The organism is Halalkalibacter oceani (assembly GCF_040544555.1).
Classification (GTDB): Bacteria; Bacillota; Bacilli; order Bacillales; family Bacillaceae_D; genus Halalkalibacter; species Halalkalibacter oceani.
The window spans coordinates 419,941-446,720 of sequence record NZ_JBEPKD010000001.1 but is presented as its reverse complement, the minus strand read 5'-3'; the positions used below and the strand labels follow the sequence as shown (position 1 = coordinate 446,720).

The window sequence follows — 26,780 nt, the reverse complement described above, 5'->3', positions numbered from 1 at the left end:
GGCACTAATAGTAACAAATATTCGTTAATAAACAAATGTCCATACCGAATACACTTTTATAAAAAAGTGATTGGTGAGAAAAAAGTATGAATTTTTATACATGTCAATGATGGTTATATACAGATACGCAAATATGACAATTTTAAGGCGATATTTTTTTTAATATCGCTACATCACAGCAAAGTAACCGCTTTCAAATTATAATCGTAAAAAGTTTAATTTGCCGAAATGTCAGAAAAATGATATGATCCTGTATATTAGCTCAGTAGTTTTTGGGGAGAGTTGATGAATTTTTACTTTTTTGAAGGAAGGTTGATGCCAATGCGGAACGCACAATACCCGAAGAAACAAGGCCTTTATGACCCGCAATTTGAGCATGACAATTGCGGTATTGGCTTTTTAGCACATATGAAGGGGCAAAAATCGCATCAAGTTGTTCAGGATGCGCTTCAGATTCTTCGGAATTTAGAACATCGTGGCGGACAAGGTGATGAAGTGAATACTGGTGATGGAGCAGGGATGCTTTTGCAGCTGCCACACCGTTTCTTTGAAAAAGTTTGTTTGGTAGAAGGGATTACTCTTCCTAATATAGGTGAGTATGGAGTTGGGATGCTGTTTTTGCCACAGGATGAAGAAGCACGGGAGAAGTGTGAACAGGGCCTGGAAGCTCTTATAAAAGAAGAGAAGATGGAACTTCTTGGCTGGCGCACAGTACCTGTTGATGATTCTATGCTTGGTAATGCGGCAAAAGCAGCTATGCCATTTATCCGGCAGCTTTTTGTCAAACACAATGAAGCTGGCATGAGCGAGCTTGATTTTGAGCGCAAGCTTTATGTGCTGCGCAAACGGGCGGAGCATGAGCTTTCCTCGCTTGTTCCTGAGCAGGAATCCTTTTATTTTGCCAGCCTTTCAAGCCGGACGATTGTTTATAAGGGAATGCTGACAACGGAGCAGGTTGCTCAGTTCTATCTCGATATGACAGATCCGGATTTTGAAACAGCGATCGCGCTTGTTCATTCGCGTTTCAGTACGAATACGTTTCCAAGCTGGGAACGGGCTCATCCGAACCGCTACATGATTCATAACGGGGAAATCAATACAGTAAAAGGAAATGTCAACTGGATGCACGCCAGAGAGGCCGTCTTTAAATCCGACGTATTTGGAGACAATATTGCGAAAATTCATCCGATCGTCGATCAGGATGGATCTGATTCGGCGATGTTTGATAATACGCTTGAATTTTTGTCGCTTGCCGGCCGATCGATGGCTCACTCTGCGATGATGATGATTCCGGAGCCGTGGCAAAATGACGCGCATATGAGCGCAGAGAAGAAGGCGTTCTATCAATTCCACAGCTGTTTAATGGAGCCGTGGGACGGACCGACGGCGATCGTCTTTACTGACGGCAAGCAAATCGGCGCCTGTCTTGATCGGAACGGACTGAGACCATCGCGCTATTATGTAACAAAAGACGACTACATCGTGATGTCGTCCGAGGTCGGTGTGCTTGATATTGATCCGGCAAACGTCCTTTATAAGGAAAGACTTCATCCTGGTCATATGCTGCTTGTCGATACAGAAGAGGGAAGAATTATCCCAGATGAAGAAATCAAGCACCAAATCGCGACGGAGCAGCCATACGGTGAATGGGTCGCTGAGCATCTGATTCAGCTTGAGGATGTGCTGGAGACGGCTCATGTTGAAAATACAGACTTTAAAGCGCTCAGCTCGCGTCAGCTGGCGTTTGGCTACACATATGAAGAGATTTCCAAGGTGATCAAGCCGATGGTTATGGAAGGTGTTGATCCGATTGGCTCAATGGGATATGACTCGCCATTAGCGGTTCTGTCGAAGAAGCCTCAGCTGTTGTATAACTATTTCAAACAGTTATTCGCGCAAGTCACGAACCCGCCGATTGACGCGATTCGTGAAGAGGTTGTCACAGCGATGGGAACAACGATCGGGGCGGAGCGCAACCTGCTTGCGCCTGAGCCGATCAGCTGCCGTCATATTCACCTGCCATATCCGATTCTTGATAATGAAGAGCTGGCTAAGCTGCGCCATAACAAAATGGATGGCTTTACATCGATGACGCTTCCGATTTTGTTTGACGTTAAAGAAGGGGAGAACCAGCTGGAAAAGGCACTCGATTCCTTGTTTGCTCAAGCGGATCAAGCGATTGAAGACGGTCATACCCTGCTTATTTTAAGCGATCGCGGCCTTAACGAGAAGCAGGCGGCCATGCCTGCGTTGCTCGCTGTTTCCGGCCTGCATCATCATTTGATCCGGCAAGGAACGCGGACAAAGGTTAGTATTCTAGTAGAATCAGGTGAACCGAGAGAGGTGCATCATTTCGCGGTTCTGCTTGGATACGGAGCGGAAGCGATTAATCCGTACCTTGTGTTTGATTCGGTCGATCACTTGATTCATGAAGGGCTGCTTGATGATATTTCCTATGTCGAAGCGGTGAATAAGTATATTAAAGCTGCCGCAAAAGGGATCATGAAGGTTCTTTCGAAGATGGGGATTTCAACGATTCAAAGTTACCGCGGCGCGCAAATTTTTGAAGCTGTCGGCATTCATGAATCGGTTGTTGATCGTTATTTCACATGGACGACAACCCGCATCGGCGGCGTCGACCTGGCGATGATCGAAAAAGAAGTGTTAGCCCGTCATAAGCGCGCTTACTCTGAACAAGAAGGTGTAGACGGCGCCTTAGATCCAGGCGATGATTTGCAATGGCGTCGCAATGGGGATCCGCATCAGTACAATCCTCATACGATCCATATGCTGCAGCATGCCTGCCGTCAAAATAATTATGATTTATTTAAAAAATATTCACAGGCGATCAATGAACAGACGAAGGAGCAAACAACGCTTCGCGGTTTGCTGAAGTTCAAGGAAGGTCGTACGCCGATTCCGGTTGATGAGGTTGAGTCGGTCGAAGAGATCGTGAAACGCTTCCGCACAGGGGCGATGTCGTTCGGATCAATTTCTCAGGAAGCGCATGAAACGCTGGCGATCGCCATGAACCGGCTTGGCGCAAAGAGTAACACAGGTGAAGGCGGGGAAGATCCTAAGCGGTTTATCCCGGATGAAAATGGCGATCTGCGCCGCAGTGCAATTAAACAGGTGGCATCCGGTCGTTTCGGTGTAACGAGTCATTATTTAGTCAATGCCGATGAAATTCAAATCAAGGTCGCCCAAGGTGCGAAGCCGGGCGAAGGTGGACAGCTGCCTGGAAACAAAGTGTATCCGTGGGTTGCAGAAGTTCGCGGTTCAACGCCGGGCGTCGGCCTCATTTCACCACCTCCTCATCATGATATTTATTCGATTGAGGATTTGGCGGAGTTGATTCATGACTTGAAAAATGCCAACCCAACGGCGAAAGTCAGCGTGAAGCTCGTTGCCGGTACCGGTGTCGGGACGATTGCTGCCGGCGTCGCCAAAGGCCGAGCCGACGGCGTCATTATTAGCGGGTACGACGGAGGAACAGGAGCGGCGGCGAGAACGAGTATTAAGCATACCGGTCTTCCGTGGGAAATCGGCTTGGCGGAAACGCATCAGACGCTTGTGCTTAATAACTTGCGCGACCGGATTACGGTGGAAACCGACGGTAAGCTGATGACAGGACGAGATGTCGTAGTTGCCGCGCTGCTCGGCGCTGAAGAATTTGCATTCTCAACTGCGCCGCTTGTCGTCTTAGGCTGTATCATCATGCGCGTATGTCATTTAGATACATGCCCAGTCGGCATTGCGACGCAAAATCCGGAGCTTCGCAAAAAGTACATGGGCGAGGCTGACCATGTCGTCAACTTCATGCGTTTTATCGCGCAAGAAATTCGCGAGCTGATGGCAGAGTTAGGATTCCGCAAAATTGATGAGCTGATCGGACGGACTGACCTTCTTGAAATGAACCGCGACATTGAGAATGAAAAGGCAAAACAGATTGATTTGTCGAGCCTTCTTTATCAGCCGAAGCCGGAAGAACAGGAACGCAACTATTGCACGAAATCTCAGGATCACCAGCTTGAGCTCTCGCTTGATAGCCGTGAGCTGATGGCCGCCAGCCTTCCTGCGCTTGAACGCGGCGAAAAAGTGAATGGCTCATTTAAGATTTTCAATGTTGATCGTGTTGTCGGTACGATGGTCGGCAGTGAGATTAGTAAACGATACGGGGCAGCGGGTCTGCCGGATGATACGATTACGTTTGATTTCAAAGGCTCTGCCGGACAAAGCTTCGGTGCCTTTATTCCGAAGGGAATGACATTGCGTCTTGAAGGAGATGCAAATGACTATACAGGTAAGGGACTTTCCGGCGGAAAAATTGTCGTGTTCCCGCCACAGGAGTCAACCTTCAAGGCTGAAGAGAATATTTTAATTGGAAATACGTCCTTCTATGGAGCTACAAGCGGTGAAGCGTATATTCGCGGGATTGCCGGGGAACGGTTTGCTGTACGGAATTCCGGCGCGAAGGTTGTCGTGGAAGGGGTCGGTGACCATGGTCTTGAATACATGACCGGTGGTGTCGTAGTTAACCTTGGAACAGTCGGCAAAAACTTCGCCGCAGGAATGTCAGGCGGGTTAGCATTCGTCCTTGATGAGGACAATCGTTTCGCCTCTAAGTGCAACAAAGAAATGGTGCTGCTTGAAGATGTAGTCGAGCAGAAGGATATTGAACAGCTTAGACAATTGCTTGAAAACCATGTCGCCTATACGAACAGTGAGCGCGCAGCGGCGATTCTTAAAGACTGGAATTCGTATTTACCGAAGTTCACGAAGGTGATTCCGAAAGATTACAAGCGGATGCTGGCGGCGATTGAGCGCGTCAAGCAGGAAGGCTTGAGCGGCGTCGATGCCGTCATGGTCGCCTTTGATGAAAACAAAAGCGATAAATCACGTGTAGGCGGAAAATAAAAAGGTAGTTGCAGGATGAGTAAAGCCTTAAGTAGAAAGCGCGGAAAGCAGACTACAGGCTGGCTCATCTTTGCATGCCCGCTTCCCCTTTTAGGATGGAAGGCTGGAAGTAGACAGACAAGGATTGGAGTGAATGCGATGGGGAAGCCAACTGGATTTATGGAGTATAAGAGAGAAACAACAAAAAAGCGTGATCCGTTCGAGCGGACGAAAAGCTGGCAGGAGTTTCATATTTTAATGCCTGAACCAGTTTTACGTCAGCAAGGTGCTCGTTGTATGGATTGCGGGGTGCCTTTTTGTCAGACAGGCACGACGATGGACGGTTCAGGTGAGATCGGCTGTCCGGTATATAATTTAATTCCGGAATGGAATGATTTGGTTTATCACGGAAAGTGGAAGGAAGCATTGGAGCGTCTGCACAAGACGAATAATTTCCCTGAATTTACAGGACGGGTCTGTCCGGCGCCTTGTGAGGGTTCCTGTACCGTCGCGATTTCCGATGAGGCCGTTTCGATTAAAAGCATTGAGTTTCATATCGTTGAACGCGGATTTCAGGAAGGCTGGATCGTACCTCAGCCACCGGCGAAGCGCACTGGTAAAACGGTTGCTGTCGTTGGTTCAGGGCCGGCCGGCTTAGCTGCTGCGGCTCAATTAAATAAAGCGGGCCATACGGTGACGGTCTTTGAACGTGAGGACCGGATTGGCGGCTTGCTAACATACGGCATTCCGGATGTGAAGCTTGCCTACCATGTCGTCGAGCGCCGCGTCAAAATTCTTGAAGAGGAAGGCGTTATGTTCAAGGCGAACGTCGAAATTGGCAAGGATATACCGGCTGCCCAGCTGAAAAACGATTTTGATGCTGTTTTGCTCTGCACGGGGGCGACGAAGCCGCGTGATGTGGAAGTAGAAGGCCGCGAGCTAAAAGGGATTCATTTTGCGATGGATTTTCTCACGGCAAATACGAAGAGCCTGCTTAACTCCAACCATCAGGATAACAACTACATTTCCGCGGAAGGGAAAAATGTTATCGTGATTGGCGGCGGAGATACCGGGGTCGATTGTATTACGACATCTGTCCGTCATGGGGCAAAATCCATTACGCAATTTGATATTAATAAGCAGAAGCCTGGTGTCCGTGATGAGGAGAAAAACCCTTGGCCGCTGTTTCCAATTGTGCATCAAGTTGAGGATGGCCAAAAGGAAGCACAGGCGGTTTACGGCAGTGATCCGCGCAGCTATCAGGTTAGTACGACAAAGTTTGTCGGTGACGAACACGGCAACGTAAAAGAATTGCACACGATTGACGTTGAAACGAAAATTGATGAAAACGGACGGAAGACGCGGACGCCGATTCCAGGGACGGAAAAAGTATGGCCGGCTGACCTGGTATTGCTTGCTGTCGGTTTTACCGGTCCGGAAGAGCGTATCATCGAAGAGCTGTCACTTGCTACAACGGCGCGTCAAACGATTGAGGCGGCATACGGCAAGTATGCGACGAGTGTAGACGGTGTTTTTGCTGCCGGCGATAATCGCCGCGGCCAAAGCCTGGTCGTCTGGGCGATTCATGAAGGAAGAGAAGCAGCAAGAGAATGTGATCGTTATTTGATGGGAAGCTCTAATTTACCATAAGATGTTATAAGCTTGTAACGATTTTGTAATAGCCTTTTTCATTGTTTCATGAGAAAATGAAAATAGAGAGAAAATTGTAACAATGAAAGGGCGACTCATGATGTTTCCATGGATGAAGCGTGGTATCGTCATATCATCGGCCTTGTTGACACTTGGAATGTTTGTTCCTTTCGACTTTGTTCGGGAGGTCCATGCAGACGAGCCGCAGAGGGCACTGGATGAAAATAACGACAACCCACTAATTTATAAAGTTGATCAGGATAATTATGATCTATTTCATGAAGTGCTTCCGGCGAAGACGGAGCACTATATTCACCGCGATATTACATCGGCTGAGGTGCTGCAGCAATATTTCGTGAAGCAGGCTTATAAGCAAAGCTTGAATAAGTTCGGAACGGCAATTTCTCAACGGATCAATAAGCCATTTGCGGAGGAAATATTGCCGCGTCTGACAACAGGGCTGATCGATACCGCCCGGACGTTTACAGAAGAGGACTGGAAGCACGTCAAGCTTTCAGTTCAGCCTGCCTCGGGGTTGGGAGAGAAAATTGTTCACTTGTACAATGATGAAAGCGGTACGGACTATTTTCGCTTTCATGTTCGGCGTGACCAGCCGCCGAAGCAAGGCTACTTCTTTAATTTTCATTATCACACATACCTCGATCAATACGAACGTCACCATGAATTGGGGACGATTTACTGGGGAAAGGACATGCCTCCCCAATGGAACGGAGAAGACCGCGTCTAAATGGATGCGGTTTTTTCTATGGAGGCGGGCTGCTCAGCCCGAGGAAACGCTGGCTCTCCTTTCCATCGTTATCATGAACAAGGAAAATGGAGAACGATGACAAAAGCTGGCCGGCCATGATAGAATAAAGGTACTAGTTAGCAGGAGCAGAGTAACGTAAACAAAAAGAAGTATGTATGTTATGGAGTGGAGCATATGGCTAAACAAAGATGGCTGTTATTGCCGGCAGCGTTGCTTTTTGTGACGATTTGGACACTTGTGATTGTTCAGTTTCTACAGACAGGTTCAACAGATGATGTCTCGCTGGAGGAAACAGCTGAAGCAGCTGATCCATTCAATGAGCAACAACGAACGGATGATGGTGAGGAAGAAGGAAGTGCAGTTGCCGATGCAGGAGAAGGGAAAGGGGAGGACTCGTCAGAAGCGGACACAATCAATTTAACCGAGTTTGACTTTAATGACATCTCTACTCCGGCCGGGGTGCCGATTGATGGAATATTATCAAAGCTTCACCTTGATTGACTTGTTCATCATTTTTTCGCAAATCAAGCTCTAACTTGAGGATGATATTTGGTAGGATAAGAGGGGAGTATCATGTCTGAACTATGAGGGGGATTTGCGTGGATGCACAAGTAGATAGAAAAGCAAGACCGCCGTGGCTGAAGTGGATCTTGCGGATCGTTCTGAGCTACATCGCTTTACTTGCCATTATTTTATCCATAACGATCATTGTCATTTTAGTTACCTTTGGCTTCATTGTCATTGATGCCTTCACTCACTCTACATCATTGGAAGAGTTTTCGACAAAGTATTTAGTACCTGTGTCAGAATTTATGTGGCGGGCCTTTACATGGCTCATTCCGGGCCTATGATGGAACAGGACTTAGTTATCATTTTAGCCGTATTTGGTTTCTTTCTGTTGACTGGCATTTTTGGTATGATCGGGATTTATAGCATCTTTCAACAGAAAAAGAAGCGGGCGATGTGGAGCTTTGGAATTGGATTTGTGATGATTGCGGCCTATTTACTGCTGATGTTCGGCAGTGGATTTGTCACAAGATAAGGGGGAGATCAGCAGTGGAACGCCAGTATGTCCGGGCTGTTTACAAAACAGGGGTTTATATCGCCGAACTGCTTGAAGAGCAGCCTGCCAATCAGCGCGCTCTCGTAAAAGTGGCGGCGGTTTTAAAGCACCCGATGCAGGGTGATCTGCATCATCCGAAGGAAGCGGATGTCCCGCTTTTTCATCAGCGGAAAGCACTGGCTGAATTCGAAAAAACGTGGGTCCCGCTCTCGTCGATGAAGCCGTATGAAGGTGAAATTCCTTCGTATCAAGAATCACTGAAAGAAGCGTTTCAAAAGGAGCTTGCCAATTGTCAGCAGCTTGATAGTGAGTGGGCGAGAAAATGCGAAGAAAAGCTGAAAGAATGTGAAAAAGAGTATGGGTGGTGAAAGCTCCCATACTCTTTTTGCGTATCGTCGGATTATTCACCGTCATAAAGCCATAAGCGGGTGCTTAAGTCGAGCAAAAATAAATCGTCGGCATCATCGAGCGAACAGCCTGTTAAGCTTTCGATTTTTCGGAGGCGATAGAGGAGCGATTGCCGATGAAGATTAAGCTCGCGCGCTGTCTGACTGACGTTTTGCCGGTTGCGGTGATACGTGGTAAACGTGTGAAGCAGATCAATTTGCCTTTCCTCGCTATAACGCAGCAAGGCCGTCAAGATCGAACCGGTAATCTCCAGCAGCTCGTTGTTTTGATAAATGCTTTCCAGGATGCGGTCGACCTTTGTATCCGAGAACGTCGAAATGGACGGGATACCTTTCCGCTTGCGGCCGATCTCCAGCGCCCGTTTCGCCTCCAAATAGCTCGTATGGAAGCAGGAATAGCCATACTGCTTGGCGATCCCCCACGACAGCGTGAGAGAAGGGTAAAGCAGTTGCAGCCGCTCTGTAAATTTTTTAATATAGATCATCGCCTGGGAGCTGGCCGGTTCATGGGTGATTTCAAGAAAAATAATTAATTCCTGCTGCTGATAGGTGACCATCGATTTGAGCGCCATCGATTTGGCAATGCTTTCAGCCTCCTCTTCCATATAGCGGATGCATTCATGAAGCCAGTGATCGAAGGAAATCGTCACATGACTCGCTGCCTGGAATGCCTGTTCGACCTGCTCTGCTTTGGCAACAAGAGCGAGATAGGGCAGGTTGATTTGATAGCTGAGTGATTTCGCCCGTGAGAGCATCGCTTCCTTTGTCGCAATCGCCCCGCGCGACAGCTCCCACACAAAATCATCACGTAGGCGCCACTCGGTTTCTTTTGCTGCTTGTTGATGAAAGAAGTGAATCGCCACGGCGGTGGCAACATGCTCAAGCAGGCTGACCCACTCCTGATGCTCCTCTTCACTGAATGGCTCCTCTCCAAAGCCGCCAACGACGATGTAGCCCTGAATCGCCGCGCCGGAATGAATCGTCAGCTGCAGCGCATAGCCATCCTCATAGGCGAGCCAATCAAAGCCACTGTTCACATGCTGATAAATTCCGTCATCCACTAATTGTTTGTGAAGAAAGACGAGCCATTTCTCCTGAAGGTCCGGATGGACGGCTTTCGATTTACCGAGAATCACGCCTCTTTTATCCGCAATCAGGATGTCACAAGTCAGCGTACTGGCGACATGGTCGGCTACGGTATGGAGCGATTGACCGGAGAGAATATAATGCAGCAACGATTTGCGCAACGCCTCGATCTTCTCCAAATTTTCCCGCTTTCGTTGATGAATTCGGGCAAAGACAGCTTCGAGAATGTCGGAAAAACGAACCTCCCAGTCCACTGTCAGCAGAATGAACTGCTTTGCCTGGGCCAGCTCGATAACAGAAGCGGGAATTTGCTTGACATAAGGTCCTAAAGCGACAGCGAGTCCGGCTGCTTTTGCCGCGATCACTTCGTCTACAAATTGATGGAAGCTGTCTTCATCGCGGCACGAGACGCCGGAAGTAAGCACGAATTCATTCTGCCGGACAAATGACTCGACAGGCGTTTCGATCACGGATACTCCTTTTACAACGGTTGTTTCCATTTTCTCTGTACCGGAGCAGAGAATGGAATGTTCGAATAATGGCAGACTGTACACCTCTTGCATCGTTATCCCCATTCACTTCACTCCTTCCATCACCTGAACAGCTTTTGTTTTTTCCTATTGTATAAGAAGAAAGGAACGCCGGACAATCTTTCTTTTCTCCTCATCTATAGCCTATTGCTAAAAATAGATGAAAATCATCGATGATCTTCATACAATTTGGTCAATGTTTTTTCTGATTATTCTGAGTAAGATGGAACTACATACTGGTAAAGGGGTGGTTTCATGGGAGCATATGAAGGAATGAAGAAGGCAACGCAGGTCGTCTGGTCGGGGGAGAAGAACTATTTGGCCCATGGAGCAACGCAGGTTCCGGTTGTTCATAGTGTAGCATACGGATACGACGACATTGATGAATGGTATGAAGTGGCGATTGGAAAACGGGACGGGCATATTTACGGCCGCAATACGAATCCAACCGTCCAGGCCTTTGAGGAAAAAGTGAAAGAGCTGGAAGGAGCAGAAGCGGCAACGAGCTGTTCAACCGGAATGGCGGCGATCTCCAATGCGCTCATGACCGTATTGAGACCGGGCGACCGCCTCGTCTCAATCAAGGACACGTACGGCGGGACGAATAAAATCTTTTCCGAATTTCTGCCTCAGCTGCAAATCGAGGTCGAGCTTGTCGAAACGGGCAATCATGAGCAGATGGAAGCAGAAATCGAAAAAGGCTGCAGGCTCGTCTATTTGGAAACACCAACGAATCCAACGGTGAAAATAACGGACATCCGCCGGATTGTGCAAGCGGCAAAACAGTCGGGAGCACTCGTTTTCGTCGATAATACGTTCGCGACACCGATTAATCAAAATCCACTGGCGCTCGGAGCGGATCTTGTCATTCACAGTGCGACTAAATTTCTCGGCGGGCATGCCGATGCGCTTGGCGGTGTCGTTTGCGGTGATCGTCAGCTCGTTGAAGCGATTTACCATTACCGCGAAATAAATGGCGCCTCACTTGATCCGATGGCAGCCTATCTGTTGCTGCGCGGAATGAAAACATTAAAGCTGCGCGTTGAAAAGCAGCAGGAGAACGCCCTCGCGGTAGCACGTTATTTAAGTGGACATGAAAAAGTCGCAAGCGTTTATTATCCCGGGCTTGCGACTCATCCGAACCATCAGATTGCCCGGGAGCAGATGAGCGGCTTCGGCGGAATGCTGAGCTTTGCCTTAAAAGGAGGACTGGAAGCGGTCAGACAATTTTTGCCGCAGCTTGAGATCGCACATCGTGCCGCAAATCTCGGCGCGGTGGAAACAACGGTTGGGCCGGCGCGGACGACAAGTCATGTCGAGAACACGCCGGAGGAGCGGGCGGCGCTTGGCATTCCGGAAGGTCTCGTTCGTTATTCAGCCGGAATTGAAGATCAAGGTGATTTGCTGGCGGATTTGAAGCAGGCTCTTGAAGCCGTGAACGAAGGATGACAGCAGCCGAACAGTTAATCATCTGGCGCCGCCATCTCCATCGCTATCCTGAGCTTAGCTTTGCCGAGCATAAAACGACTGCCTATATCGTTGAGCAATTAGCCGGTCTGCCTGGCGTAACGCTTCATACCGGCAAGGAAACAATCGGGCTTGATACCGGCGTCCTGGCCACGGTCGGAAACGGGGAATCGCCAGTCATTGGCTTGCGAGCCGATATTGACGCCCTGCCGATTGAAGAGAAAACCGGAGCCGATTATCAGTCTGTCCACCGCGGCATCATGCATGCCTGTGGGCATGACGGTCATACAGCGATGCTGCTTGGCGCGGTCCATCGCTTAAGCGAATTGCATGAAAGCGGCAAGCTGAAAGGCACGGTCAAATGTCTGTTTCAGCCGGCGGAAGAAACGAGTGATGAACAAGGCTTGACAGGCGCCCAGCATATACTGGCTTCTGGAATTCTTGATGATGTCATGGCGATGATCGCCCTTCATCTTGACCCGGAGCTTCCATATAAGCAGATTAAGCTATGTTCGGGAATTGTGATGGCGAATGTCGATACGTTTTCGATCGTCATTAGCGGGACGGGTGGGCATGGAGCCTATCCGGAGCAGGCTGTTGATCCGATCTGGCTAACTTCGCTGATTCTCCCCGGATTGTATGGAATCCCGGCGCGGAAAATCGCGGCGCTGGAGCCGGCGGTGTTAAGTATCGGCAGGCTTGAGGCTGGCAGCTCGGCAAATGTCATTCCGTCACAGGTCAGGATCAATGGGACGATTCGAACCTATTCAATCGTGGCGAGAGGCCAAATGGAAATAGCGCTGCGTCATGTTCTTGAGAGTGTGAAAGCATATGGAGGGAGCTATGAGCTGACGATGGAACACGGAGAACCAGCTCTAAAAAATGCGCCGGAAATAGTGAAGCTGCTCGAAGAAACAGTACGTTCGGTTGAGCCGGAAATAGCGATTCACGAGCAGCCGTACGGAATGGGCAGCGAGGATTTTAGTCATCTGGCAGCTCAGCGGCCGGGAGCCATGCTTTTTCTCGGGGCGGGCCTTCCGCAGCAGACGGCGCTTCACCAGCCAACATTTGATTTTAATGAGGCGGCACTTGAGCTTGGTACGAACATTCTCGTCGAAGCAGGCCTCCGCCTGTTATCCGGTAAAGCGCTATCCACCATCCAATGTGGATCCGATTGGATGGCATAATGGAGAATCAACAAGAAAAAAGGAGGGTGGATCATTTGTTCCCGTTATCAGAATATAAGCAAAGGCTGGAAAAGGTAAAAAGCAGAATGGTTGATGTCGGCATTGATGTGCTCCTCATTTCCAATCCTTCCAATATGTACTATGTCAGTCATTATGCGGCCTGGAGCTTTTACGTTCATCAGATGATGATCGTGACGCTGGACGATGACCAGCCGCTATGGATCGGCAGACAGATGGATGCAGGGGGCGTCGCCAAAACAACGTGGCTTGATGAACAGCATATTATTGCCTATCCGGATTATTATGTCCAGTCTACAGAAAGACACCCGATTGATTTTATCGCCAATATTTTAACGGAAATCGGTCAAGGAAGCCGCGCCATCGGGGTCGAGATGGACGCCCATTACTTTACCGCCTTAAGCTATGAGCGGCTGAAGCACGGCTTGCCAAACGCGAAGCTAAAGGACACGTCAAGTCTTGTAAACGGCGTTCGTTTGATCAAATCAGAGCAGGAAATTGTCTACATGAAGAAAGCGGCGAAGATTGTGGAGAAAGCGATGAAGGCTGCTTACGAGGCCGTCGCCCCAGGAGTGAGGGAGTGTGATGTCGCCGCTGCGATCTCGCATGCGCAAGTTCAGGGGACGGCTGAGTTCGGTGGTGATTATCCATCCATCGTGCCGATGCTGCCGACGAATGAGAAGACGGCCTGCCCGCATTTGACCTGGACAGAACGGCGCTATGAAGAAGGGGATTTTTTGACAATTGAAATTGCCGGCGTCTATCAGCGCTACCATACGCCGATGGCGAGAACGATGGCGGTCGGCCGCGCCCCGCAGCATGTTAAGGAAATGGCTGCTGTCGTCCAGGAAGGAATCGCGACAACGCTGGCAGCGATTAAGCCGGGGATGCTCGCCGAGGAAGTGGAGCAGGTGTGGCGGCAAACGATCGGAAAGTACGGCTTTCATAAAAGCTCGCGTCTCGGCTATTCAGTCGGGTTAAGCTTCCCGCCAGACTGGGGCGAGCATACAGTCAGTTTTCGGCCGGGAGATCAAACCGTCCTGCAACCGAATATGACGTTTCACTTAATGCCAGGCTTATGGTACGAGGACTATGGTGTGGAGATTACGGAAACAATTCGCATTACCAACCGTGGCGTAGAAACGATGACAGCTTTCCCACGGGATTTGTACGAAAAACCGGTCATCTCCATCATTCCGGACGAACACACATCGTAGAACGCACAGGCTTTCGGGTCGACGAAGCTGCTGAAAAAGGACGATTTACACTTTTTCAGCAGCTTTTTTCTTCGAGTTACGAAATAGGACGTTTTTCAATGACCTCCTGATTTCCGGCCTTTTCAAGAAAGCGCTTTCTACAAATTTTGGAAAAAAAGTCGTAGCGAAGGCGATTTGACAGTGGTAAGATGGGAGGTAGACAAAAGGGAGAGAGAAAAACTGGAGTGGAGAAAATGAAAGAGAAATCATTAATTTTTACGTACTGTGTCATTTTTGTCGTGATGATCATCTGGGGGCTGAACATCGTTTTGTTGAAGCTGCTCGTGGATGCCTTCCCGCCGGCAACGATGACGAGCTTCCGTATCATGCTTGCGGGTGTAGTGGCGATTGCCATTGTCCTTTTCAGTAAGCAAATGAGAAAAATGACGAAAAAGGAATGGCAGCTGACGCTTTTAGCAACAGCTTTCGGCGTCGTCGGCCATCATTTCTTTTTATCGCAAGGGTTAACGTTAACGAATGCTTCAAATACGGTGCTGATCCTCGCATTGTTGCCGTTGACGACCTTTTTGTTCGCTGTGATCTTTTTAGGAGACCGTTTAACAAAATGGCGCTTCTTTGGCATTGTGATGGCCTTTATCGGCGTCATGTTCATTCAGGGACTCGGGGGCGGTAACTGGGCGGTACAAACGGGCGAGCTGTATGTGTTTATCGCGATGGTGATGCAGGCGATCAGCTTTATTTATATTAAAAAAGCGACCGCTACGCTTGATTCAAAACAGATGACGTCGTTTATGCTGTTATTTGGCTCAATCGGGTTGCTTGGTTTAAGCTTAATGTTGGAACCAACTGGGCCGTCAGCCTTAGTCGGTGCGCCGTTTTATCTATATGTTCTGTTTTTCCTGTCAGCTGTCGTTGCCACGGCTTTAGGGCACTTTTTATTTAACGCGGCGATTCAGCAAATCGGGGCAGGCCAAACCGCGCTTTTCAATAATTTCGTTCCATTCTTTGGTCTGGTCAGCTCGGCGATTTTTTTAGGGGAAAAAATCTACTGGTATCAAACATTTGGCTTTGTCTTTATTGTGCTCGGTGTTCTGTTTGGCACTGGTTATATTGAACGGGCTTGGGCAAAGCATCATCCTGTAGCTAAAAAGGCTGTAAAGCATATATAGATAAGAAATTGTCCCAAAAGCTTGCTTTTTGGGACAATTTCTTTTTAATTTAGTTAATATCCTGTGCTTTAAAGGCAGCAGATCCATCGTTACTCTAAATATTCCACAGCTTGAGCTGTTCGGAAATTTCGCGCGTTGTTTGCCGGACTCGTTCAATAAGCTCGTCTTGAATCCGCTCAAGCGTTACGCGATTGCTTGGACCGGAGATGCTGAAGCTGGCAATAATGCTGCCTTTTGCATTGTAAATTGGCGCAGCGATGCAGCGGATTCCTTCTTCTACCTCAACATTGTCCAGAGCATAGCCTTGTTCCTTGACACTACTTACTTCCTTGGTCAATTCCTCTGGCGTTGTAATCGTGTTCGGGGTACGGACTTCAAAGTCGATATTTTTTAATACATGCTGATAACGCTCCGGCTCCATGCCGGCGAGCAGAACCTTACCGACACCTGTACAGTAGAAAGGACGTCGGTTTCCAATACGAGAATACATTCGAATCGTTTGTGTACTTTCAATCTTATCAATGTACAAAACTTCCTCATTATCTTCGATACAAAGATGAATCGCTTCATTGACATCATCACATAGCTTTTTTAAATACGGCCTTGAGATTTGGATCAGGTCAGAATTATTTAATAATTGCCTTGATAAATAAACAACTTGATAACCAAGTTTATATTTATCTGAATCCTTATCCTTTAAGACGAAATTCATGTTAACAAGTGTTGTCAAAAGACGATGCGTCGTACTCTTCGTCAGCCCAACTTGCTCAGAAAGACGAGTCACCTGAATGCCGTCCGGATATTCGGATAAAACGTTTAAAAGCGTAAGAGCGCGTTCTACTGATTGAACGTTTGCCATGTCTAACTCCTTTTGAGTGTTATAAAAGAGAATCTCTGAATTTTATCATAGTGGAATTGTACCGTATTGTAAACTACTGTCACAAATAGAGCATCATAGAACAGTTAAAAAAAGCAAAATAAAAATATTTAAAAAAGTTATTGAAAAAAAAGGAAAGATTAACTATAATCATTATACGGAACGTTGTATTACGATACGGAACAAAGAAAGGGGTGTTTAAAGAATTTACGTTGCGCAGTTTTAATTTGCAAAATGAAAAGGATTACAAAGCTGAAGAAAATTTGTTTATTTTTAGGGGGAATAACAATGAAAACTAAAGAACTAAAGCTTTCTATAATTGTAAGCGCTGTCTTGGTGGTTTTTTTTCTGGCTGCTTGTGGTAATACGGATTCTTCGGCAGGGGGAGCGGCGGAAGGCGGATCTGAGGCACAGGTGGAAGCGAAAACGATTAAAGTGGCCTTTAACCAGCCGGAAAATCATCCTCAGTTCAAAGCGATGGAGGAATTTGGTGAGCGCGTGTATGAATTAACGGACGGAGCTTATCAGATTGAAATTTCGCCGAATGAATTACTGGGTGCCCAGCGCGAAACAATCGAGCTAGCTCAGTCTGGAACGATCGAAATGTCGATTGTCGCCGGAAGTCTGCTTGAAAACTTCAACGAGGATTTTGCGGTGTTCAATTTGCCGTATGTGTTTGATTCAGCTGAACATCAAAAAGCCGTTTTAAAGGACAGTGATATTGTCGGTGATTTGTATACATCGATTGAGGATCAGGGGGTTACCGTATTAGCAGGATTCCACGGTGGAGTCCGCAATGTCTATAACTCTATTAAACCAATTGAGACACCTGAAGATTTGCAGGGAATGAAAATCCGAGTCATTGAAAGTGATACAAATATTCAGATGATGGCAGCTATGGGCGGAACCGGTACGCCAATGGGGCAGGGGGAAGTGTATACAGCGATTCAGTCCGGTGTACTGGATGGCGGTGAAAACAATGAACTGATTTTCGCCAATTTAAATCATGATGAGATTGCTCCTTATTATTCCTATACCCAGCATCTCATGTTTCCTGATTATTTGATCGTCAATACTAACTTCTTTAATAGCATGTCAGAAGAGCATCAGCAAATTTTCCTCGATGAACTGGATAAGGCTATTGATCTTGAGTTTGATTTATGGGATCAGGATGTAGAAGCGGCCATCGCAGCAGCGGAGGAAGCTGGAGCAGAATTTAATTATCCGGATACGCAGCTTTTTAAAGACGCCGTTCAGCCGGTTATTGATGAAAAATTAACGACTGATACAGCACAGGCTCTTTATGAAAAAGTGCAAAATGCTTTGCAATAGCTGATGGAGTGGTGATATGAATCTCATCAAAAAAAGCTTAGATAAAGTACTAACATTATTCTGTATTGGGCTTTTCGGTTTCCTGGTACTATTGGTTACCTGGCAGGTGTTCACTCGGTTCGTATTAAACGATCCGAGTGTCATCTCTGAGGAATTGGCAAAATACTGTTTTGTCTGGCTTGTATTATTCGGCGCTGCATACGTGTTTGGAGAGAAAGGACATATGTCGATTGAATTTATAAAAAATACCTTTCCGCAAAAATGGCAGCTTGGAACCGATATTATAATTGAAATTGTGATCATGGCGTTCGCCGTATTTGCGCTGGTGTTAGGCGGTATTAACGCAACTAACTTGGCATGGACGCAAATGGCTGCCGCCTTGCAAATTCCTGTTGGCTATTTATATGCAGCCATGCCATTAAGCGGGCTTTGCATCGTCTTTTATAGTCTGAACAATATTTATCAATTGTTAAAACAAGGCTTGCATCAAGCAAAGAAAGCATAGCTAGGAAGGAGAATATCCTGATGGATGTTGCTGTTCAAGCCGCATTAATCCTTTTTATTAGTGTTGGTGTTTTGCTCGTGATTGGAGTGCCAATCAGCGTAAGTGTAGGCTTAGCATCTGTGCTGGCGATGTTCACCATCGTGGATGTCGGGAATGGAATGTTGACGTCAGCACAAAGACTGTTTACCGGGATAAATTCGTTTACGCTGATTGCGATTCCGTTTTTTATCTTGGCTGGTGTCATTATGAATAATGGCGGTATAGCCATTCGGCTCGTCAATTGCGCCAAAGTGCTGAGTGGCCGGATGCCGGGCTCGCTTGCCCATACAAATATATTGGCCAATATGCTGTTTGGGTCGATTAGCGGATCAGCCGTTGCAGCTTCAGCAGCCGTCGGCAGCACGATGGCGCCTCTTCAGGAAAAGGAAGGGTATGACCGCAAATTCAGCGCGGCCGTTAACATCGCCTCGGCACCGACCGGGATGCTTATTCCACCGAGTAATACGCTGATTGTGTATTCCCTTGTTAGCGGGGGAACTTCGATTGCCGCTTTATTTATGGCCGGCTATCTACCTGGAATTCTCTGGGGACTTGGTTGTATGATCGTCGCGCTCGTGCTGGCAAAGCGGTATCGCTTAAAAAGAAATGATCGTATCAGTTTCAGCCAAGCACTGCTTGTTATGTTAGACGCGATTCCAAGCTTGCTGCTTGTCGTTATCGTCATTGGCGGGATTATCGGCGGTGTGTTCACGGCGACGGAAGGCTCAGCGATTGCCGTTGTTTACTCGCTTCTTCTTTCATTAATATATAGAACGATAAAAGTGAAGGATTTGCCGCGGATTTTACTGGAGGCGACGAAAACAACGTCAATTGTTATCTTTTTAGTCGGCGTTTCTTCCATTATGTCCTGGGTGATGTCCTTTACGAATATTCCAGGACTGATCGCCGACGGTCTGCTCAGCTTGACAAGTAATATTTTCGTGATTTTGTTGATTATGAACTTAGTGCTGCTGCTCGTTGGAACATTTATGGATCCAACGCCTGCCGTTTTAATTTTCACCCCGATTTTTCTACCGATTGCCGTCAGTTTTGGGATTGATCCTGTTCATTTTGGCATTATGCTCGTTTTTAATCTTTGTATTGGAACGATCACCCCGCCGGTCGGACCTGTTCTCTTTGTCGGGGCGAAGGTGGCAAATTTAAAAATTGAAGATGTTATTAAACCGCTTCTGCCTTTTTTCGTTGTCTCAGTTGCCGTGCTGCTGCTCATAACTTATGTGCCGCAGCTGTCAATATGGTTGCCGGGGATTCTTGGTTTGCACAACGGATAAAACAATGGATGGCAAAAGCTGAATTTTATAAAAGAGGTGGAGACGATGAAGGCTGTTTTCTATGAGGGAGATAAAAAAATTACAGTAGGGGAATCGCGGCCGGTTCAACCGGGGGAAGGCGAGGTGCAGATTAAAGTTTCTCATTGTGGAATTTGCGGGACGGACCTTCATATTTATCATGGCGTGATGGACCATCGCGTTACCTTTCCGCAAATTTTAGGTCATGAAATGTCCGGTATTGTTGAGGCGGTCGGTAATGGTGTAGAGAATGTCGCCGTCGGCAACCGGGTAACCGTCCGGCCTTTGTCGCCTTGCGGTCACTGTCCGGCTTGTGAAGCGGGCCACTCGCATATATGTCATCATCTTGCCTTTTTAGGAATCGAGACACAAGGAGCCTTTCAAACGTATTGGAATGTCCCTGCTTATACGATTCATAAGCTGCCGGAGAGTGTGTCATTAAAGCATGGCGCTTTAATCGAACCGTTGGCGGTTGCCTGCCATGATGTCAGAACCGGACAAATCGAAGCAGGCGAATATGTTGTCGTTATTGGTGGCGGACCAATAGGTGCCTTAATTGCGATGGTCGCAAGGCAGAAGGGCGCAACGGTAAAAATTGTTGAAATCAATCCTTATCGGATCAACCTTCTTCAGCAGTTGGGCTTTGAAGTCGTTGATTCTAAAAACGAGGATCTAGAAAAAATCGTTTATGCAGAAACGAATGGAGCGGGAGCGGACGTTGTCTTTGAAGTAACCTCTTCACAAACAGGAGCGCAAATGATGACAAAGCTGTTACGAACGAGAGGAAGAATTGTCATCGTTGGAATTTTTGGGCAAGCGTCGCAGGTTGACCTGTTTCAATTTTTTTGGAAGGAACTGAAGATGTTCGGGGCCCGTGTATATGAACCGGAGGACTTTGACCAGGCGATTGCCCTTGCCGCGTCAGGCGAGCTGCCGCTTGATCAGGTGATAACAAATGTTTACCCATTGGAAAATCTCGAGCAGGGACTAAAGGAAATGGAAGGGGGCGGCAATGTGATGAAAGTGCTGCTCACTTGTTCATAAAAAGCTAGGAGGTCAAAAGAGAGATGACTGTACTCGATATGTTTAAGCTTGATGGAAAAAGGGCGCTGGTCACAGGATGCAAGCGCGGAATTGGCAAGGCGCTTGCCGAGGCTTTGGCTGAAGCAGGGGCTGATATTATCGGTGTTAGCGCGACTCTTGGGGAAAACAGTGAGGTGGAGCAAAGCGTAAAAGCATTAGGCCGGCAGTTCAAGGGCTATACTTGTGATTTTTCAGACCGCGATCAGCTCTATACATTTATTGCCGAGCTGCAAAGGGATTTCGGAACGATTGATATTCTAGTCAACAATGCAGGGACGATCAAAAGAAACCCGGCTGCGGAGCATTCGGATGAATACTGGGATGAGGTTGTCAATGTGAACCTGGACGCGCCATTCATTTTAAGCCGGGAAATCGGGAAAATGATGATATCACAACAGTCTGGTAAAATCATTTTCACCGCTTCGTTGCTGACGTTTCAGGGTGGGATCAATGTGCCGGGGTATGCGGCAAGCAAAGGGGCGATTGGTCAATTAACGAAGGCGCTGGCAAACGAGTGGGCGGCGAAGGGAATTCAGGTTAACGCGATCGCCCCAGGTTATATCGCAACCGATAATACAGAGGCATTGCGTGCGGATCCCCAACGCTCACAAGAAATACTGGCGCGGATCCCTGCCGACCGGTGGGGAGAACCGGAAGATTTTAAGGCGACCATTGTTTATTTAGCATCGAATGCATCGAATTACGTCAACGGAACGATTATTACCGTCGACGGAGGATGGATGGGCAGGTAAATAAGGGAGAGAAAAAGAAGAGAAGGGATTGAGAATATGGAGAATCGATATGCGGCAAACCCGACTGATGTAAAGCAATATACAACCGCACGTCTGAGAGAAGACTTTCTTATCGAAAAGTTGTTTACTGATGGAGAACTGAAAATGGTGTACAGTCACTATGACCGGACCGTCATTGGCGGCGCGGTCCCGGTGGAGAACAAGCTAAAGCTTGAAGCGGGTGATTTTCTGCGTACTGCTTATTTTCTCGAACGCCGTGAAGTGGGCATTATTAATATTGGTGGTCAAGGGAAGGTTACGGTCGACGGTGAGGAATACCTTCTGAATAAGCATGATTGTCTCTATATCGGCCGTGGGAAGGAAAGTGTGCTGTTTGCAAGTGTCGACGATAAAGCGCCAGCGAGGCTTTACTTTGTCTCGACAACGGCGCACCGGGATTATCCGACAAAGGTGCTGCCGATTGACGCTGCCGTTCCAACAAGACTCGGCTCAGATGCGCAGTCCAATAACCGGACGATTTACAAATACATTCATGAGGAAGGCATTCAAAGCTGTCAGCTGATGATGGGGATGACGATTTTGGAGCCGAATAATATGTGGAATACAATGCCTGCCCATGTGCATGATCGGCGCAATGAGGTTTATCTCTATTTTGATATGGAAGAAGATGCGCGTGTATTCCATTTCATGGGGGAGCCGTCAGAGACGAGGCATTTACTCGTCAAAAATGAGGAAGCAGTCATTTCGCCTCCCTGGTCGATTCATTCGGGTGTAGGCACGAACAATTATACGTTTATATGGGCGATGGCTGGTGAAAATTATACCTTTACAGACATGGATTTTGTCGAGATGAAGGATTTGCGCTAAAAGGGGTGTATCAAAAGGACTGTTTCCTTTTGATACACCCCTTCAGCTATTTGATCTGTTCACTTTCATTTAACTTACAAAGAAATTCATCGTCGGTGTGATCACGCTTTTCAGCTGCTGTTGCTGTTCTGCGGAGAGCGGCACAAGCGGTAAGCGGACAGGGCCGGCTTTAATCCCCTGCATTTCGAGGGCAGCCTTTACCGGAGTCGGGTTCGGCGCCATAAACAGCGATTTCATTACAGGGAGAAGCTGGCGATGCTGCAGGGCAGCTGCTTGAACCTGTCCTGCCTGAAAATTGCGGACCATTTGCTGCATTTCGTTACCGATAATGTGCGAGGCGACTGAAACGACGCCAATGCCGCCGATGGAAAGAATCGGCAATGTCAGGCTGTCATCTCCACTATATAGAGAGAAGCCGTCTGGCGCACCTTCAATAATCGCCGCCATTGCTTCTAAATCAGCGCTTGCTTCTTTCGTCGCCACGATGTTCGGAATCTGGGCAAGACGCAAGGTTGTTTCAACCGACATCGTCACTGCACTGCGGCCAGGGATGTTATATAACATCACCGGAAGCTTTGTAGACCGGGCGATCGTGCTGAAATGGGCAAAGATCCCTTCCTGTGAAGGCTTATTATAATAAGGAACGACAAGCATAATGCCATCTACACCGAGCTTTTCAGCTTTTTGCGTCAGCTCGATGGAAGCCTGTGTATTATTCGAACCTGTACCGGCAATAACCGGAACCTTACCGTCTGCTGCTTTTACAACCGTTTCAAACAATAAGCATTTTTCCTCTGTTGATAAAGTTGGCGATTCACCAGTTGTTCCACCAACGACCAATGCGTCTGAGCCATTTGAGATTAAATGGGCGACAAGCTCCTTTGTTGCTTCAACATCAACTTGTCCATGCTGATTAAACGGTGTCACCATTGCTGTTAGAATACGTCCGAAATTCATCCTTATTCACCCTCAATTCTAAAAAGTTTACATACGTTGTTTGGGCTACTTTGGGAGGCACAAAAAAACAACAACGAGCTCTCGACTCATTGTTGCAGGCTAGCTGTACGTCAGTACATAAACGACGCTAGACCAAATCAATGTGTGAGATAGCCCTCCATATAGCAAACGCTATATGACAGTCCTGTATTTATTCAATACAGTCCCAGCCAACGGACTATGAGCTTCCGTTAACTTCGGCAAATTCCCCTTTCGACTTGCTTCTTCAGAGCTCATACTCCTCGACAAGCTTACTTATGGCATTTGCGCCTCTACCCTCACTTCAGCGTATGAAGTAAGTTCTTACATGAATTTGTGTCTACCTTAACAGATGCTGCTAATAATTGCAATACTTTAGGGCGAATTTCAATTATTTCGTAAAAAGATTGATCAAAGCCGTTGCGCCGCTTCTGGTCAAGATGAAGGTGATTCAAAGGAAAACACAGGTTGCTCGGATCACCCATCTGTCCGATTATTTCATTAAGAAAGGCACCATTTTCGCCTGCAATTGGTTGAGCAGCTTGTCAAGCTCCTGGCTGCACTGTACGGTGACGTCGGCGGTCAATCCGTATGTTTTGGCAAGTGTCAACATTTGTTCCCTTTTCTGTTCGATTTTTAAATAATACATTGCTTCACTCCATCTTATATTTTGCAAAATGCACATTGTTTTTATCTATCACAATGCTACATTATACCCGGTTTTTGTAAATAAAAAAGCAATTCCACGAAAGTAGTCAGAAAAAATGAAAATCCCCGAAAGTTCGACACTTTTCTCTGTGGAGTGTTGCACCATTCCTGTTGAATATTGCAAGAGTGAAATAAAAAGAATGTCGTAAACTAAACAAAAAGAAGGGAGGTACCAATGAAAAAAATCATTTCGATCATCCTTATAATGGGCATTCTTTTTTGTGGAGGATGTCAAGTAGAACAAAAGTCTGTAATGGGAGCGAATTCTAATCGTGAGGAAGGATTCAGCGGCTATGGAGTAGCGCGTGTCCGTGGCTTGGAAGGCCCCTTAATGGACTTGGTCGTGCCTGATCGCGCGCCGAAAGGGTTGACGGATCCTGTACATTCCCTTCGGCATGAAGGCCAATATACGACGAATAAACGAATTTTAAGTACGAAACGCGGGGAAAGGGTGCTGAATAACCGACCGAATGTTCTGCGGGATAAATACGCTCATCGTGATAAGCCGTACTTGCAGAGGAAATCTTATCAGGCTCAAACCGAACAAACAGCGCAAGGAGAAAGACTCCGCCGCATTGAACAACGGATAGAAGCCCTTGAACATATTGAAGATGCTCATGTGCTGGCCGAAGACGATCAAATCATTATCGGCATTGAATCATATGAACAGGATCGAAAGAAACTAATCAAATCAGTCGAAAATGAAATCCGTGATGAGATTGGCGGATCAACTGTTTATATTACAACGAACCGACGTTTGATTAACCAAATGAATGCGATTGAGCATCATGTCTCCTGGCCACATCCTTTTGAAGGAGTGGGCGGCGCCGTCGGCGAGCTCGCCGATCTGATTGATGATACGATTCAAGGACGCAGGTAACGGCATGCGCCGTCCGCTTATTTTCCTGAAAGAAAGTTGTGCCATCTTATGATTGGAACAACCTTTTTTCAGTTTGGTGCATTTGTTAGTAAAGGCCGTGCTCTTCGGAGACATTTAAATATTCCCGTTCCATCAGCTTATGAGCCATGACGACATTTTCATAATAAATTCTTCCGTTCGCCAGCTGTGACATATCACCGGTTTCGGCCACTGCTGTAATCAGGTCAGCGAGAGCCCGGGCTTCAATCAGCGTACTCATCTGAACTTGGAAAAAGCCATTAAATTCAGGCGGGTGCGACAACGTTTGCAGCTGCTCACTCTGCGCTTCAAAGGCCGTTAAGGCGGCATAAATGTGATCGAGCTCTCCCTCGCCCAAGTTCGGAGTATCAAAATAGGGAGAAATTTGCTGCAACAGCTCGCCGGATTGTGAAAGATAGTAGCCAACTTCACTGGCAAAAGACTGGAGGTCGTTCGTCTGCAAGCCGCGAACTTTATTTTGATCTGTATTGTTGGAATGTAGAGCTAAGCTGTCTGCTCGTTTATGCTGCTCTGCATCGAGATTTTTCATCAGGTCGTCCTGCGGATTCATTGCACAGCCAAAAAGCAGCAAAAATAAAGGAAGCATAAAGGTGAGGAAGGCTCGACTAAACACGTATCTTCAACTCTCTTTCATAACCAATTTTTCTTTAGTATGGAAGCAGACGCTTTTTTTATGCATGACTGCCTCCGGTAAACCGTATACATGGTAGAAAGGCATGAAGGGGGAGCGGAGCGTGATGGTGATCGTGTTTAGTATTTGCTTTTTTACTTTGTTTTTTGGGGTGATGATGTTCGGGAATCATATGTCTCATACTCTTGAAACCATCGTCAACAAACGTGCCGATGAACATTTACTGCAAATTGAGCAACAGCTGAAAAAGAATTAAAACCGTTGTGGTGAAGGGGAGAGAACCTTGCCACACTTTTTTTTGAAACAAAATACATTATGTAATAATACAATTTTCCGAAAAAGGTTGACTATTGTATAACAGAAGAATATACTAGCGGTAAGAGAAAGAGAAAGAGAAAGAGAAAGAGAAAGAGAAAGAGAAAGAGAAAGAGAAAGAGAAGAGCACAGGTAATGAATAACAAAAAACGGGAGGGAGATCATCGTGAGAAAACAGAGCAAGGAAACTGACCGCAAGCCGGTTGAAGTGAAAGAAGAGCCGACGATCCTTGAATCGATTAATGATTACTACAGCCGTACTTGATCTTGAGTAAAGGAAGCTGGACAAAAGGTTGTGTTTTACCTTTTGTCCAGCCTGTAAGCTAGTTGAGTCTCAAGCTTTTCTGCTTTCTGTTATGAAACAGAAGGAGGCGGCAGGAATGGTGAAAAGTAAATTATTGCGCTTGCATTTTTGTCAATAATAAGTTATAGTAAAGTCAATGGTTGTCGACTTCATTCCCAAGATAGCTCTTTTCATTCCACTGGCGCGGTCAAGGAACCGTAAAGATGAATGAGAGGTAGGGCTTTCATCGATTGAAGATTGATACTAGATCCTTGATAACCAATTTATATTTAGTTTTGCTCATCAAATAAGAAACACAGATTCATAAGAGTTTGGTATTCACATGTTATAAGGGATATTCACTCGATTTGTGATTGATGTTCCTTATAATATGTGAATTTTTTATTTACCTTGGTTTGTAAATATGATTAGCATATTAAGTAAATAATATTAAGATTGGGGTTTTTAGCATGGCACAAACTGGAACAGTTAAATGGTTCAATGCAGAAAAAGGATTCGGTTTCATTGAAGTAGAAGGCGGAAACGACGTATTCGTACACTTCAGTGCTATCACTGGCGAAGGTTTCAAAACACTTGACGAAGGTCAATCTGTTGAATTTGAAATCGTTGAAGGCGACCGTGGACCACAAGCAGCTAACGTTGTAAAACTTTAATTTGCTTATATAAAAAGGGTGTCCCTTAAAGGGGCACCCTTTTTAAGTACA

The 26,780-nt window shown here is 46.8% G+C and carries 25 protein-coding genes and 1 riboswitch; of the genes, 20 read left to right on the top strand and 5 right to left on the bottom strand.

The features are described 5' to 3' along the window. Window positions 1–321 precede the first annotated feature (321 nt). The 7 genes from gltB (at window position 322) to kapB (ending at window position 8,746) form a co-directional block, all read left to right on the top strand. Window positions 322–4,917, top strand: a complete 4,596-nt coding sequence (gltB, locus tag ABMB67_RS02210) for a glutamate synthase large subunit (RefSeq protein ID WP_354570975.1) — start codon at window positions 322–324, stop codon at window positions 4,915–4,917. Window positions 4,918–5,055: 138 nt separating this feature from the next. Then, window positions 5,056–6,546: a glutamate synthase subunit beta gene (locus tag ABMB67_RS02205; protein ID WP_354571121.1), complete on the top strand. Its 1,491-nt coding sequence runs from the start codon at window positions 5,056–5,058 to the stop codon at window positions 6,544–6,546. A 100-nt stretch (window positions 6,547–6,646) separates the two neighbouring features. Then, window positions 6,647–7,294 (top strand): YpjP family protein, encoded by a 648-nt coding sequence (locus ABMB67_RS02200; RefSeq protein WP_354570974.1) that lies wholly within the window; start codon window positions 6,647–6,649, stop codon window positions 7,292–7,294. 195 nt (window positions 7,295–7,489) lie between these two features. Then, window positions 7,490–7,816, top strand: coding sequence for a hypothetical protein (locus tag ABMB67_RS02195; protein WP_354570973.1), 327 nt, complete (start codon window positions 7,490–7,492; stop codon window positions 7,814–7,816). Window positions 7,817–7,914: 98 nt separating this feature from the next. Beyond that, complete coding sequence (locus ABMB67_RS02190; protein ID WP_251222331.1) at window positions 7,915–8,166, top strand: hypothetical protein; 252 nt, start codon at window positions 7,915–7,917, stop codon at window positions 8,164–8,166. Continuing rightward, on the top strand, window positions 8,145–8,357 hold the full coding sequence (locus ABMB67_RS02185) for a hypothetical protein (RefSeq protein ID WP_251222330.1): 213 nt from the start codon (window positions 8,145–8,147) through the stop codon (window positions 8,355–8,357). The genes ABMB67_RS02190 and ABMB67_RS02185 overlap by 22 nt, the downstream gene beginning before the upstream one ends. A 14-nt stretch (window positions 8,358–8,371) precedes the next feature. Then, window positions 8,372–8,746 (top strand): kinase-associated lipoprotein KapB, encoded by a 375-nt coding sequence (gene kapB / locus ABMB67_RS02180; RefSeq protein ID WP_251222329.1) that lies wholly within the window; start codon window positions 8,372–8,374, stop codon window positions 8,744–8,746. A 32-nt stretch (window positions 8,747–8,778) separates the two neighbouring features. Here the strand turns inward: kapB and ABMB67_RS02175 are convergent, their stop codons facing one another. Continuing rightward, the gene (locus ABMB67_RS02175; protein WP_354570972.1) at window positions 8,779–10,446 is read right to left on the bottom strand and encodes a PucR family transcriptional regulator; all 1,668 of its coding nucleotides are present in this window, start codon (window positions 10,444–10,446) and stop codon (window positions 8,779–8,781) included. A 210-nt stretch (window positions 10,447–10,656) separates the two neighbouring features. On the opposite strand from ABMB67_RS02175, the gene ABMB67_RS02170 reads away from it, so the two are divergent. The 4 genes from ABMB67_RS02170 (at window position 10,657) to ABMB67_RS02155 (ending at window position 15,459) form a co-directional block, all read left to right on the top strand. Continuing rightward, entirely contained in the window at window positions 10,657–11,850 is a 1,194-nt protein-coding gene (locus ABMB67_RS02170; protein WP_354570971.1) for a cystathionine gamma-synthase family protein, read from the top strand. Continuing rightward, window positions 11,847–13,055 (top strand): M20 metallopeptidase family protein, encoded by a 1,209-nt coding sequence (locus tag ABMB67_RS02165; RefSeq protein WP_354570970.1) that lies wholly within the window; start codon window positions 11,847–11,849, stop codon window positions 13,053–13,055. The genes ABMB67_RS02170 and ABMB67_RS02165 overlap by 4 nt, the downstream gene beginning before the upstream one ends. Beyond that, on the top strand, window positions 13,055–14,290 hold the full coding sequence (locus tag ABMB67_RS02160) for a M24 family metallopeptidase (RefSeq protein ID WP_354570969.1): 1,236 nt from the start codon (window positions 13,055–13,057) through the stop codon (window positions 14,288–14,290). The genes ABMB67_RS02165 and ABMB67_RS02160 overlap by 1 nt, the downstream gene beginning before the upstream one ends. Window positions 14,291–14,523: 233 nt before the next feature. After that, complete coding sequence (locus ABMB67_RS02155; RefSeq protein WP_354570968.1) at window positions 14,524–15,459, top strand: DMT family transporter; 936 nt, start codon at window positions 14,524–14,526, stop codon at window positions 15,457–15,459. Between the two features lie 94 nt (window positions 15,460–15,553). Here the strand turns inward: ABMB67_RS02155 and ABMB67_RS02150 are convergent, their stop codons facing one another. Beyond that, a complete protein-coding gene (locus ABMB67_RS02150; RefSeq protein ID WP_354570967.1) occupies window positions 15,554–16,318 on the bottom strand; it encodes an IclR family transcriptional regulator in 765 nt (254 codons plus the stop codon). Window positions 16,319–16,624: 306 nt separating this feature from the next. Between ABMB67_RS02150 and ABMB67_RS02145 the strand changes: the two genes are divergently transcribed. The 6 genes from ABMB67_RS02145 to kduI are packed head-to-tail and all read left to right on the top strand — an operon-like array spanning window position 16,625 to window position 22,224. Beyond that, window positions 16,625–17,668 (top strand): TRAP transporter substrate-binding protein, encoded by a 1,044-nt coding sequence (locus ABMB67_RS02145; RefSeq protein WP_354570966.1) that lies wholly within the window; start codon window positions 16,625–16,627, stop codon window positions 17,666–17,668. A 16-nt stretch (window positions 17,669–17,684) separates the two neighbouring features. Then, a complete protein-coding gene (locus ABMB67_RS02140; protein ID WP_354570965.1) occupies window positions 17,685–18,173 on the top strand; it encodes a TRAP transporter small permease in 489 nt (162 codons plus the stop codon). A gap of 20 nt (window positions 18,174–18,193) precedes the next feature. Beyond that, window positions 18,194–19,504, top strand: coding sequence for a TRAP transporter large permease (locus tag ABMB67_RS02135; protein ID WP_354570964.1), 1,311 nt, complete (start codon window positions 18,194–18,196; stop codon window positions 19,502–19,504). Window positions 19,505–19,549: 45 nt separating this feature from the next. After that, window positions 19,550–20,566, top strand: coding sequence for a zinc-dependent alcohol dehydrogenase (locus tag ABMB67_RS02130; RefSeq protein ID WP_354570963.1), 1,017 nt, complete (start codon window positions 19,550–19,552; stop codon window positions 20,564–20,566). 23 nt (window positions 20,567–20,589) lie between these two features. Beyond that, complete coding sequence (locus ABMB67_RS02125) at window positions 20,590–21,357, top strand: SDR family oxidoreductase (protein ID WP_354570962.1); 768 nt, start codon at window positions 20,590–20,592, stop codon at window positions 21,355–21,357. Window positions 21,358–21,393: 36 nt separating this feature from the next. Continuing rightward, complete coding sequence (gene kduI, locus ABMB67_RS02120; protein WP_354570961.1) at window positions 21,394–22,224, top strand: 5-dehydro-4-deoxy-D-glucuronate isomerase; 831 nt, start codon at window positions 21,394–21,396, stop codon at window positions 22,222–22,224. A gap of 69 nt (window positions 22,225–22,293) precedes the next feature. Here the strand turns inward: kduI and dapA are convergent, their stop codons facing one another. Both dapA and ABMB67_RS02110 read right to left on the bottom strand, forming a co-directional pair. Then, a complete protein-coding gene (gene dapA, locus ABMB67_RS02115; protein WP_354570960.1) occupies window positions 22,294–23,181 on the bottom strand; it encodes a 4-hydroxy-tetrahydrodipicolinate synthase in 888 nt (295 codons plus the stop codon). A 142-nt stretch (window positions 23,182–23,323) separates the two neighbouring features. Continuing rightward, window positions 23,324–23,503: riboswitch (Lysine riboswitch) on the bottom strand. Window positions 23,504–23,692: 189 nt separating this feature from the next. Continuing rightward, a complete protein-coding gene (locus tag ABMB67_RS02110) occupies window positions 23,693–23,848 on the bottom strand; it encodes an aspartyl-phosphate phosphatase Spo0E family protein (protein WP_251222322.1) in 156 nt (51 codons plus the stop codon). A 234-nt stretch (window positions 23,849–24,082) separates the two neighbouring features. Here ABMB67_RS02110 and ABMB67_RS02105 point away from each other — a divergent pair, with 234 nt between their 5' ends. Further along, window positions 24,083–24,787, top strand: a complete 705-nt coding sequence (locus ABMB67_RS02105; protein WP_354570959.1) for a YhcN/YlaJ family sporulation lipoprotein — start codon at window positions 24,083–24,085, stop codon at window positions 24,785–24,787. An 85-nt stretch (window positions 24,788–24,872) separates the two neighbouring features. Here the strand turns inward: ABMB67_RS02105 and ABMB67_RS02100 are convergent, their stop codons facing one another. Next, on the bottom strand, window positions 24,873–25,439 hold the full coding sequence (locus ABMB67_RS02100) for a hypothetical protein (RefSeq protein WP_354570958.1): 567 nt from the start codon (window positions 25,437–25,439) through the stop codon (window positions 24,873–24,875). 121 nt (window positions 25,440–25,560) lie between these two features. On the opposite strand from ABMB67_RS02100, the gene ABMB67_RS02095 reads away from it, so the two are divergent. Both ABMB67_RS02095 and ABMB67_RS02090 read left to right on the top strand, forming a co-directional pair. Beyond that, a complete protein-coding gene (locus ABMB67_RS02095) occupies window positions 25,561–25,713 on the top strand; it encodes a hypothetical protein (RefSeq protein ID WP_354570957.1) in 153 nt (50 codons plus the stop codon). An 812-nt stretch (window positions 25,714–26,525) separates the two neighbouring features. Beyond that, entirely contained in the window at window positions 26,526–26,729 is a 204-nt protein-coding gene (locus ABMB67_RS02090) for a cold-shock protein (protein WP_251194025.1), read from the top strand. The last annotated feature ends 51 nt before the right edge of the window (window positions 26,730–26,780 follow it).